At 73.4% G+C, this 11,073-nt stretch carries 10 protein-coding genes; 7 read left to right on the top strand and 3 right to left on the bottom strand.

Annotated elements, in window-relative coordinates; all coding sequences use genetic code 11:
* Positions 1-129 precede the first annotated feature (129 nt).
* The 6 genes from FHG89_RS29425 (at position 130) to FHG89_RS29400 (ending at position 6,284) form a co-directional block, all read left to right on the top strand.
* Positions 130-552 carry a roadblock/LC7 domain-containing protein gene (locus FHG89_RS29425; protein WP_139587664.1) on the top strand — a complete coding sequence of 141 codons (423 nt, stop codon included), beginning with the start codon at positions 130-132 and terminating at the stop codon, positions 550-552.
* Positions 539-931: a DUF742 domain-containing protein gene (locus tag FHG89_RS29420; protein WP_139587666.1), complete on the top strand. Its 393-nt coding sequence runs from the start codon at positions 539-541 to the stop codon at positions 929-931. Before FHG89_RS29425 ends, FHG89_RS29420 begins: the two co-directional genes overlap by 14 nt.
* Positions 912-1,514 carry a GTP-binding protein gene (locus FHG89_RS29415; protein WP_139587663.1) on the top strand — a complete coding sequence of 201 codons (603 nt, stop codon included), beginning with the start codon at positions 912-914 and terminating at the stop codon, positions 1,512-1,514. The genes FHG89_RS29420 and FHG89_RS29415 overlap by 20 nt, the downstream gene beginning before the upstream one ends.
* 134 nt (positions 1,515-1,648) lie before the next feature.
* Complete coding sequence (locus FHG89_RS29410; protein ID WP_139587662.1) at positions 1,649-2,686, top strand: lactonase family protein; 1,038 nt, start codon at positions 1,649-1,651, stop codon at positions 2,684-2,686.
* A 138-nt stretch (positions 2,687-2,824) separates the two neighbouring features.
* The gene (locus tag FHG89_RS29405) at positions 2,825-4,582 is read left to right on the top strand and encodes a substrate-binding domain-containing protein (protein WP_139587661.1); all 1,758 of its coding nucleotides are present in this window, start codon (positions 2,825-2,827) and stop codon (positions 4,580-4,582) included.
* A 217-nt stretch (positions 4,583-4,799) separates the two neighbouring features.
* Positions 4,800-6,284 (top strand): sugar transferase, encoded by a 1,485-nt coding sequence (locus FHG89_RS29400; RefSeq protein ID WP_139587660.1) that lies wholly within the window; start codon positions 4,800-4,802, stop codon positions 6,282-6,284.
* A gap of 9 nt (positions 6,285-6,293) precedes the next feature.
* Here the strand turns inward: FHG89_RS29400 and FHG89_RS29395 are convergent, their stop codons facing one another.
* Positions 6,294-7,424, bottom strand: coding sequence for a PP2C family protein-serine/threonine phosphatase (locus FHG89_RS29395; protein ID WP_139587659.1), 1,131 nt, complete (start codon positions 7,422-7,424; stop codon positions 6,294-6,296).
* A 97-nt stretch (positions 7,425-7,521) separates the two neighbouring features.
* On the opposite strand from FHG89_RS29395, the gene FHG89_RS29390 reads away from it, so the two are divergent.
* On the top strand, positions 7,522-8,166 hold the full coding sequence (locus tag FHG89_RS29390) for a MarR family winged helix-turn-helix transcriptional regulator (RefSeq protein ID WP_139587658.1): 645 nt from the start codon (positions 7,522-7,524) through the stop codon (positions 8,164-8,166).
* Positions 8,167-8,188: 22 nt separating this feature from the next.
* On the opposite strand, the gene FHG89_RS29385 is transcribed toward FHG89_RS29390, so the two are convergent.
* Complete coding sequence (locus FHG89_RS29385) at positions 8,189-9,847, bottom strand: PP2C family protein-serine/threonine phosphatase (RefSeq protein ID WP_244295977.1); 1,659 nt, start codon at positions 9,845-9,847, stop codon at positions 8,189-8,191.
* A 125-nt stretch (positions 9,848-9,972) separates the two neighbouring features.
* Positions 9,973-11,073 (bottom strand): ROK family protein (locus FHG89_RS29380; protein ID WP_139587657.1); only part of this gene is annotated, 1,101 nt, incomplete at its 5' end.

Raw genomic sequence — 11,073 nt, 5'->3', positions numbered from 1 at the left:
GGCGAACCCCACCGAACGGGTCAGCGCCGATCCGACCCCGGGGACGGCCGCCGAGCCGGAGGCCGCCGCACCCGTGGCCTCTCCGACGCCGGCCCCCGAATCCCCGACCGCGACTGAGAGGGACGCCTAGTGCCGCATTCGACGAAGCAGAGCGCCAGCCTCGACTGGCTGCTCGACGAGTTGGTGGAACGGGTCCCGGCCGCCCGGGAAGCAGTTGTGCTCTCGGCGGACGGGCTGCTGCTCGGCTCCTCGGCCGAGTTGGAACGCTCCGACGCCGAACACCTCTGCGCCCTCGCCGCCGGGTTCTCCAGCCTGGCCCGCGGCGCCAGCCGGCACGTCGACGGCGGTCCGGTCCGGCAGACCGTGGTGGAGATGGAGTCGGCGTACCTCTTCGTCACCGCCGCCGGGCAGGGCACCTGCCTGGCCGTGGTGAGCGACGCCGACGCGGACATCGGCCTGGTCGCCTACGAGATGGCGATGCTTGTCATCCGGGTGGGAGAGAACCTCGCCGCGCCGGCCCGACCGTCGGCGGGTGCCGGTGACGTGGGCTGAGCCGCCCGGGCCCCAGCACGAGTGGCTGGATGGCGACGCCGGGCCGGTGGCGCGTCCGTACATCATCACCGGCGGCCGGGTGCGGTCCGCGGCCGACGGATTCGACCTGGTCGCGTTCGTGCTGGCCGGCGCGGACCTCGACCCGACGGTCCACCCCCGGCTGCTCCCGGAGCATCGGCGGCTGGTCGCGCTGGCCCGCCAGCCGGTGTCGGTGGCCGAACTGGCGGCCGAGCTGGATCTCGCGGTCGGTGTCGTCCGGGTGCTGCTCGGTGACCTCCTCGCCAAGGGCCTGGTCGCGGTGCACGAGCCGCCGGCGGCCGGCAACCTTCCCGACGACGACATTCTCAAGGCGGTGGTCAGTGGACTCCGTGCACTTTGACCAGGCTGGCCCCGGCGTCACCATCCCGTTGGCGCTGAAGATCCTGATTGCCGGCGGCTTCGGGGCCGGCAAGACGACCCTGGTCAGCGCCCTGAGCGAGGTCCGCCCGTTGCAGACCGAGGAGGTGCTGACCGGCGCCGGGATCGGCACCGACGACATCTCCGGCGTGGAGGGGAAGTCGACCACCACGGTGGCGATGGACTTCGGCCGGATCACCATCAACGAGGACCTTCAGGTGTACCTGTTCGGTACCCCGGGCCAGGACCGGTTCTGGTTCCTCTGGGACGAGCTGGCCTTCGGAGCGCTCGGCGCGGTCGTGCTCGCCGACACCCGGCGGCTGGCCGACTGCTTCCCCTCCATCGACTACTTCGAGCAGCGGGGCATCCCGTTCGTGGTGGGCGTGAACTGCTTCGACGACGCCCGCCGGTTCAACCTGGAGACCGTACGCCGGGCGCTCGACCTGGACCCGGACGTGCCGATGGTGCTCTGCGACGCCCGGGACCGGCAGTCCGGCAAGATGGTGTTGATCTCTCTGGTGGAGCACGTGGCCCGTCAGCGTGGGGAGCCGGTGCCGACCGCCTGAGCCGCGCGCGTCAACCCGGATCGGCGTCGACGAGATGTCGACGCCGATCCGGGTCCCGCAAAGCCGGTTAACGCGCGGGATTCGCGGGCAGCCTCTGGTTGGATCGACGAAGGAAGCCGGCGGAGGGGCGAGACGTGAGTGCGCAGAGCGAGGTCGTCCACATCGGGGGTTACACCGCGCAGAGTGGCGGACGGGGCAGCGGCATCGTCGCGGCTCGCCGCGACCCGGCCACCGGGGAGCTGACCCCGCTCGGCACGGTAGCGGTCACCCCGTCCCCCTCCTTCCTGGCGCGGCACCCCACCCAGCCCGTCCTCTACGCGGTGAACGAGCTCAAGGACGGCGAGGTCAGCGCCTGGCGGGTCGGCTCGGACGGCGCGCTGGACCCGATCGGCAGCAGGCCGACCGGCGGCGCCCAGCCCTGTCACCTGGCGGTGCTCCCCGACGGTGGTCACCTGGTGGTGGCCAACTACGGGGGCGGCAGCGTCGCGGTCTTCCCGCTCGACGCGCAGGGCGTGCCCGGCGAGCGCAGCGACCTCGTGGTGCACGAGGGGCACGGCCCGGACCCGGAGCGTCAGGAACAGGCGCACACCCACATGGTCTCGCCGGGGTCGGGCCGGGGGCCGCTGCTCGCGGTGGACCTCGGCACGGACTCGGTCTACCGGTACGACCTGGACGCCGCGACCGGGCGGCTGGTGCCCCGCGCGCCCCGGGTACGCACGGCGCCCGGCACCGGCCCCCGGCACCTGGCCCGGCACCCGGACGGCCGGCGGTGCTATCTCGTCGGTGAGCTGGACGGGTCGGTCACCGCGTACGAGCTGAGCGACGACGGCGCGTTGCACCAGCGGGCGCGGGTGGAGGCGAGCGAGCGCCCGGGTCACGTGCAGCCGTCGGAGGTCGCCGTCGGCCCGGACGGCCGTTTCCTCTACGTCGCCAACCGGGGGGTGGGCACGATCGCCGTCTTCGCCCTCGCGGGGGAGGCGCCGGAGTTGGTGGCGGAGGTGGACACCGACGGCGAGTGGCCCCGGCACTTCGCGCTCATCGGGGAGCATCTGTACGTGGCCGACGAGCGGGCGGACATGGTGCGCGTCTTCCGGCGGGACGCCGACACGGGTGTCCCGGAGCCGGTCGGCGAACCGGTGCCGGTGCCGAGCCCGACGTGCGTGCTGCCGTGAACCGTTATGCCGGTTTGGCAACGCCCTGACGCCGCACCGTCACGTTGAGTCGTTAATCAGCGATCAACTGTCTCTCCTGCGTAACTTTAGTCCGAACGGTTGTGGCACGGACGGCACCTTGTACGCAAGATGGTCACCGTGTCAGTAGGCCGCCATCGCATGCGTTCGAAACTCCATCTAGCAGCCGCCGCCGCGACGGCGACGGTGCTCGTCGTCACGACCGGCGTCTGGTTCGGCTATCGGGAGCTGATCCAGCCCAGCTGCTCGGGCGAGATCAGGCTCGCCGTGGCGGTCGCCTCCGAACTCGCGCCAGCTGTGGACGCCGCCGCGTCGCAGTGGGTCAAGGACGGCGCGGCAGTGGGCCCCACCTGCATCCGGGTGGACGTGTCCGCGTCCGACCCGGTCGACGTGGCCGCGGTGGTGGCGGCGAAGCACGGCGCCGTACTCGCCGGCGTGGGGCAGGCCAGCGGCACCGCCGTGAGCCCGGACGTGTGGGTGCCCGACTCCTCGACCTGGCTGCTGAGGTTGAAGAAGGAAGCGAGCGCGTTCGCCCCGACGAACGGCGCGTCCATCGCGCGCAGCCCGATCGTGGTGGCGATGCCCGAGCCGATCGCCACCCGGCTGGGCTGGCCCAACAAGAAGTTCAACTGGACGGACCTGCTCAAGCAGGTCAACAACACGGGCGCTCCGCTGCGTACCGGCATCGTCGAGCCGACCCGGGACGCGGCCGGCCTGTCCGGTCTGCTCTCGCTGACCACGGCCGCCAGCGCCGCCGGCGGCGACGCCCAACGCAACACCGTCGGCGCGCTGCGGGCACTGGCCACCGGGCGTTCCTCGCTCCGCAACGACCTGCTGGCCCGCTTCCCGACCTCGAACGACGCGACGTCGATCGCCAGCGGCCTCGGCGCGGCGGCGCTGTCCGAGGAAGACGTGATCGCGTACAACAGCAAGAAGCCGCCGGTGCCGCTCGCTGCGCTCTACATGGAGCCGGCGCCGATGCCGCTGGACTACCCGTACGCGGTGCTGCCCGGCATCGAGCCGAGCAAGGCGTCGGCGGCCCGGGTGCTGTTCGAGCTGCTCACCAGCCCCAGCTTCCGCGACCGGCTGGCGGCGCAGTCGCTGCGCGGGCCGGACGGCAACTGGGGTGACGGCTTCAAGGCGCCGCAGGGCGCACCCAGTCCGTCCGGTGGCGCACCGACCGCGCCGGCGAACGGCGGCACCGCCGCGGGTGGCCTGGACCCGGCGGCCATACAGCGTGTCGTCTCCAGCTGGTCGATCGCCACCCAGTCCGGTCGGATGCTCGCCGTCATCGACGTCTCCGGCTCGATGAAGGAAGAGGTGCCCAGCGCCAACAACCGCAGCCGGGAGGAGGTCACCGTGGACGCGGCCCGCCGCGGTCTCGGCCTCTTCGACGACTCCTGGTCGATCGGCCTGTGGACCTTCTCCACCAAACTGGTCGGCAACCGGGACTACAAGGAGCTGGTCGGCATCGGGCCGCTCTCCGGTCAGCGGGCCCAGTTGGAGGGGGCGCTCGCCACCATCAAGCCCTCCAGCGGCGACACCGGCCTCTACGACACGATGCTCGCCGCGTACCAGGCGGTGCAGGAGAACTGGCAGCCCGGCCGGGTCAACTCGATCGTGCTCTTCACCGACGGCAAGAACGAGGACAGCAACGGCCTCTCCCAGGGTCAGCTGCTCGCCGAGCTGAAGCGGGTCGCCGATCCGGAGCGGCCGGTCCAGGTCATCATGATCGGTATCGGTGAGGGCGTCAGCAAGGCCGAGCTGGAGTCGATCACCAAGGTGACCGGTGGCGACGTCTTCGTCACGAAGGACCCGAGCGAGATCGGCAGCATCTTCCTCAGCGCCATCGCCCGGCGCCCCCCGGCGCCGCGCTGACCCGACGCACAGCGCCAGAAGGGCCCGTCGTACCGCCATCCGGTACGACGGGCCCTTCTTCGGTCCTCCGGCACCGCACTGAAGAAAAGTGACGGCAATACGTCCGAAGCAATCGGCCGTCATAGTTGTCGGGGCAGGATGTCGAGGTGTTCCGGCGTCGGTCCGCCTCCGGTCGGCCCCGTCGGCCGGGGCCGTCCTGAGCAGAGTGGGAGGGCTGGTGAGCGCGGCGACACTGTTGACCCCGGCAAGCACGTCGGCGACGCCGGACGCCCGCCCGCGCGGCCTGGTGGCGCGCGCCGACGAACGCTCGTACGTCCGGGTCCTCGTGGTGCTGGACACCACCATCCTGATCATCGCGTTGCTCGTCGGGTACGTCGCCCGGTTCGGTGACGAGGAGCCGAGCGGCTCGAAGATCCCGTACGTGCTGGTGGCCCCGGGTCTGGTGCTGGCCTGGTTGCTCTCGCTGAAGGCGTTGGGCTGCTACGACGACCGGGTGGTCGGCTACGGCGCGGACGAGTACCGCCGGGTCAGTTCCGCCAGCCTGCGGCTGGCCGGGGCGATCGCCATCGCCGGGTACATCGCCGACGTCGGCGTCTCCCGAGGCTTCCTCGGCATCTCCTTCGCGGTGGGGACGGTCGGGCTCGAGGTGACCCGCTTCGCCGCCCGCAAGCGCCTGCACCGGGCCCGTTCCCGTGGTGCCGGCTGGTCCCGCAAGGTGCTGGTGGTCGGCGACACCGCGCACGTGTTGGAGCTGGTGCACACGCTGCGCCGGGAGCCGTACGCCGGCTACCAGGTGGTCGGGGCGTGCATCCCCGACGCGCTGCTCGCGCCGGTGGCACAGCGTCTCGGTGACGTACCGGTGGTGGGATCGTTCCGGGGCATCCCGGAGGCCGCCACCGCGATCGGGGCGGACACCGTGGCGGTCACCGCCTCCGGTGAGCTGACGGCGGCGCGGCTGCGTCGCCTCGGCTGGCAGTTGGAGGGGACGGGCGTCGACCTGGTCGTGGCGCCCGCGCTGACCGACGTGGCCGGCCCCCGGATCCACACCCGGCCGGTCGCCGGGCTGCCGCTGATCCACGTCGAGGCGCCCGAGTTCCGGGGCGCGCGCAAGCTGGTGAAGGGCTTCGTCGACCGGTCCGTGTCGTCACTGGCGCTCGCGCTGCTGCTGCCGCTGATCGTGTTCATCGCGTTGGCCATCAAACTGGACAGCCGGGGTCCGGTGCTGTTCCGCCAGGTCCGGGTCGGCCGGGGCGGGCAGGAGTTCGGGGTGTTCAAGTTCCGCACCATGGTGGTGAACGCCGACGCGCTGCTCGCCGAACTGACCGCCCGCAACGAGACCGACGGCCTGATGTTCAAGATGCGCGACGACCCCCGCGTCACCCGGGTCGGACGGCTGCTGCGCAAGTGGTCACTGGACGAGCTGCCGCAGCTGGCCAACGTGCTGCTGGGGCAGATGAGCCTGGTCGGGCCGCGCCCGCCGCTGCCCTCGGAGGTGGCCCGCTACGACGGCGACGTGGCCCGACGGCTGCTGGTCAAACCCGGCATGACCGGCCTGTGGCAGGTCAGCGGCCGGTCCGACCTGAGCTGGGAGGACGGCATCCGGCTCGACCTCTACTATGTGGAGAACTGGTCCCTCGCCGCCGACCTGACCATCCTGTGGAAGACCTTCGGCGCGGTGGTGAACAGCCGCGGCGCGTACTGACGTCGTCGGTCAGGGCTGCGGGCCGGTCCAGTCCAGGCAGACCACCACCGCGTCGTCGACCAGGTCGCCGGCCACGAACGCCCGCAGGTCGCCGATCAGCGACCGGACGGCGTCCAACGGCTCCATCGGACCGGTCCGGCGCAGGAACCGGTCCAGCGCCGTCTCGCCGTAGCGGACGTCCTTCCCGGTGGCCTCCACGACCCCGTCGCTGACCACGAAGAGCCGGTCGCCGCGCTCCAGCGTGAACGTCTGCTCGTGGTAGTCCGTCGCCTCGAACATGCCCAGCGGGAACTGCGCCTCCAGGGGCTGCTCGGTGACCTCGCCGTTGCGGAGCAGGACCAGGCGGGGGGAGCCGGCGTCGACCAGGGTCATCACCCCGGAGCGCAGGTCCAGCTCCATCAGCAGCGCGGAGAGGTGCTGCTCGCCCCGGTGCAGGTCGTAGAGCGCCTGGTCGGCGAGGGCGGCCTGGTCGGCGAGGCTCAACCCGGCCCGGCGGGCGTTCCGCAGGGCGTGGGTGGCAAGTGAGGTGAGCAGCGACGCCGCGACACCCTCGCCGCTTCCGTTGACTGTCGACAACCACAGCCGCTGCCCGTCGTCGGACCAGTCGAAGCTGTCGCCGCGCACCGCGTACGCCGGTTCGAGTTGGCCGGCCAGGCTGAACGACGGTCGGATCCGGCTGCGTCCGGGCAGCAGGTCCCACTGCATCTCCGCGGCCAGGGTGAGTCGCTGACTGCGCCGCGCCGCGCGGTAGACGTCGGTGCCGGCGGAGACGGCGGCCAGCTCGTGGGCCAGCGCGGTGGCGATCTCGTCCAGCTCGCCGAGGACGGTCGGGTCGTCCGGGACCGGCGCGAGTCGCAGCACTCCCCGCCGCTCACCCCGCATGCTGACCGGGAACCAGCCCGTGTCGTCGGAGAGCAGTGGCGACTGGTGGTCGAAGGAGCGCCACGCGGGATGCCCAGGGCCGGTGATGGGCTCACCCTCGGTGAGGGGCAGCAGCTGTGACAGCCGATAGTCGACCTGGTAGAGCTCGACGTCGGTGATCCCGTACGCCCGGGCGAGAACGGCCGCGACACCACCGACCATCCGGTCGGCAGGTGTCTCGTTCAGGGCACGTCGTACCTGATTGACCGGTTCGCTCATCACCGCTCCCTCGCTCAAAGCTCGACCACCAGTGGGTTCGGAGTACTCTCGGGCCACCATGGCCGAACTGAACGGTCCCTCGGACCCTGAGACGAGTATGGCTGCCGCGTTGGACGCGGCGGCGGCCTCCCTGCTGAGCGTGTGGGAATCCGCCCGGGAGGAGACCACCAATCGGCTGTCCGGAGCCCAGTTACGGGCTGTCATGGTGGTCGAGCAGGCGGACGGCATCAACCTGCGGCGGCTCGCCAGCCGGCTCGACATGCTGCTCAGCTCCGCCAGCCGACTCTGTGACCGGTTGGTCGCCGCCGGGATGCTGGAGCGGGAGCCCGGTCGCTTCGACCGGCGGGAGATCGCCCTGCACCTCACCCGGGCCGCCCGCCGGCTCCTCGCCGAGCTGCGGGCCGACCGTCAGGCGCGGCTCGCCGCCGTGCTGGCCGCGATGAGCCCGGAGGGTCGCGACGCGCTCCTGCGCGGGATGCGCGAATTCGACGAGACCGCCCGCCGGCAGCAGGCGCAGGTCGTGCCGGCGCCGGGCGGACCGGAGGACCCGGACCGGCCGACCGGCCGGGCGGACCGGCCGGACGACCCGGACCGGCCCGGCGGCCGGGCGGGGGACTGGTCGCGCGACCCGGACCGGCAGACCCGCGGAACGTGGACGGGCGCGTCCGGCGGCCCGGAGCGGACGGTCGACGGTCAGCGGGAGTGGCCCACCGGCGAGCCACCGGTGGCGCGGACCGCCTGAGCCGGACGGTCGGCGTCCCCGGTCACGCCGGCGCCGACGCGCACACGGCCAGCATGGCGATGTCGTCGTGGGCCCGCCCCTCCGACCACTCGTCCACCAGTTGGAGCAGCCGCTCGACAAGCGCGGTCGGCGGTAGCCCGGCCGCCGAGGCGAGCGCGGCACGCAGCCGGTCCGCACCGAACATCTCCACGTCGCGTCGGCCGCCGCGAGCCTCGGTCACCCCGTCGGTGTACGCGAGAAGCAGGTCGCCCGGGTCGAGGTGCACCCGGGTCTCGGCGAACCGGGGCGCGGGCAGTGCTCCCACCGGCATCCCGCCGACCGGAACCGGGGTGACCGTGCCGGCGGGCGTGACCACCAGCGGCGCCGGGTGACCCCCACCGGCGATCCGGACGTCCACGCCGGCCGGCCCCCGTTGCAGGGAGCCGAGCAGCAGGGTGGTGAGCTGGCTGCGCCGCGCCGCGTCGGGTGCGTCGAACAACGCCCGGTTGAGCAGCTGGATCAGCTCCAGCGGGCGCTGCTCGACCAGCCGCAGCGTCTGCAACGACTGGCGGACCCGACCCGTCAGCACGGCCGCGCCGACGCCCTTGCCGCACACGTCACCCAGCGCGAACAGGGCGCCGTCGCGGTGCGGGAAGACCTCGTAGAAGTCACCACCGATGCGCAGGGTGTCGCCGGCGGCCCGGTAGCCGCCGGCCATCCGCAACCCGGGCACCGTGGGCAGCTCCGGCGGGAGCAGGCTGGTCTGCAGCACCCGGGCCAGGTGGGCCTGTTCGCCGTACAGCTCGGCGGTGGCCAGCGCGGCGCCGGCCCGGGCGGCGAACTCGCGCGCCAGGTCGATGTCGCGCCGGTCGAAGCCCGCTCGCCCGTTCTGGCGGATCAGCAGCAGAGCGCCGGCCGGGCCGCCGGCGGCGCGCATCGGGCTCACCAGCACGGTGCCGGGCCGGCCGAACCCGGGCGGCAGCACGGAGGCCAGGTCGGCGAGGTCGACGTCCAGCCAGGGGCTCGGCTCGGTGAGGTGGCCGGCCAGCGCCTCGGCCAGCCCGGGGACGGTGCCGGTCAGCTCCGGCCCGGCGAGCCCGGCGCTCGGAGAGGGCTCACCGTCGGCGTACCGGACCCAGCGCAGGTGCGGGTCGGACGGCGTGGACGGCCGGTGCAGGGCCACTGCGGCGTCGGCCAGATAGGGGACGGCGAGGGTCGTGACGGCCCGCAGCGTCTGGTCCCGGTGCAGGGACGATCCGAGTCGACTGCCGGCCTGGGCGAGGAACGCGGTGCGCGCGCGCTCGGCCAGCAGGGCGTCGCTGCGGGTGTGCTCCTCGGTGACGTCCCGGATGTACCAGGCGTACCGGTGGCCGAGCTGTCGCCGCGCGCCGCGCAGCCGGCGGCCGCCGTGCTCCCCGTCGAAGCGTTCGGCGTCGTCCCGGACCGCTCGGGCCAGCGCCGGCACCGGGCACCGGCCCAGCTCGGTGCCCGCGGTGATCTCCGGGAGCAGCTCCGTCGCCATCGCGTTGACCAGGGTGACCCGGCCGGCCTCGTCGGTCGTCAGCACAGCCTCGGCGAGCCCGTCGAGCAGTTCGCGGGCGAGTCGGGAGTCGGTCGGAAGCGGCTGTTCGGCCCGCCGGCGGGGTACGCGCCCACCGCCGCTGACCGGACCGGCGATGCCGCCCCGTCGGGTCGTGGTCACCGCCCGACGCCGGCCCGCGTCCGACCACCTGTGCGCATGCTGCTCCTGGGCTCCTCGGCTGCGAATCGTTGCCTGACGGCAAGCGTACCGAGGCTCTGTGGCAGAGGCCCAGCGTCCAGGGCCGGTCAGCTCGGGCGGGCCAGCCACCCGGCGGGCCGGGCGACGATGTGACGGACCACCGAACCGGCGGCTCCCACGGCGGCCGCCTCCGGACCGAGCGTCGACGGCCGGACCGTGACCGGTGACCAGGCGGCGGTGAGGACCCGGCTGGCGATCTCGGCGAGCACCGGCGGGCACAGCCAGGGCGCCAGCGTGGCGTACCCGCCGCCGAGCACCACGGTGTCCAGGTCCAGCAGGTTGACCACGCTGGCCACCGCGACACCGAGCGCCGTCCCGGCGTCGTGCAGCGCCCGCAGCGCCCCCGGGTCGCCGGCGTCGGCCAGTTCGGCCAGTCGGGCCGTCGCGGTGTCCGCGGGAAGCTCCGCGCGGGCCAGTCCGGCGGCGGCCACGATCGCCTCCTGGCCGGCGTACTGCTCCAGGCAGCCCCGTCCGCCGCAGCGGCACGGTCGCCCCTGCGGGTTGACCGGCAGGTGTCCGATCTCGCCGCTCCAGCCCCGGACGCCCCGGAACAGCGCGCCGTCCAGGACGATCCCGGCGCCGATGCCGACCTCGCCGGAGATGTGCAGGAAGCTGGCCGGGCCGGGAGGCCGGGAGTGCAGCTCGCCGAGGGCGGCGAGGTTCGCCTCGTTGTCCACCACCAGCGCCGGTACGCCGGGCACCTGGTCGGTCAGCGCCGGATGTGCGGCGAGCAGCGCGGGTACGTCGACGTCGCGCCAGCCCAGGTTCGGCGCGAGCCGGACCAGCCCGGCGTCGTCCACCAGACCGGGCACCGCGAGCGCCGCCCCGGCCAGGGTGAGGCCCTGTCGGGCGGCGTCGGCGCGGGCCTGCCGGGCCAGCTCGACGAGTCGGGCGAGAGCGTCGGCGGGCGCGACCGGGCGCAGGTCGGCCCGGTGCACGGTGCGGTGCCGCACCTGCCCGGCGAGGTCCACGACGCAGACCGTCAGGTAGTCGACGTTGACCTCCAGACCCAGCCCGGCCGGGCCCTGGTCGGCCAGTACCAGCCCGCGGGCCGGTCGACCGGCGCCGGCCCGGGGGGCGGGCTCGGCCTCGTCGACGAGGCGGCCGGCGAGCAGGTCCTCGACCACCGCGGAGACGGTGGCCCGGGT

The sequence above is a fragment of the Micromonospora orduensis genome, assembly GCF_006228125.1.
Lineage (GTDB): Bacteria > Actinomycetota > Actinomycetes > Mycobacteriales > Micromonosporaceae > Micromonospora > Micromonospora orduensis.
The sequence above is the reverse complement of the archived record's forward strand: the minus strand, read 5'-3'. Positions and strand labels throughout refer to the sequence as shown.

Excerpts from the sequence above, each read along its gene's own strand:
- FHG89_RS29395 (WP_139587659.1), bottom strand. The coding sequence starts at position 7,424 with ATGAGCGAACCGGTCAATCAGGTACGACGTGCCCTGAACGAGACACCT.
- FHG89_RS29390 (WP_139587658.1), top strand. The coding sequence starts at position 7,522 with ATGGCTGCCGCGTTGGACGCGGCGGCGGCCTCCCTGCTGAGCGTGTGG.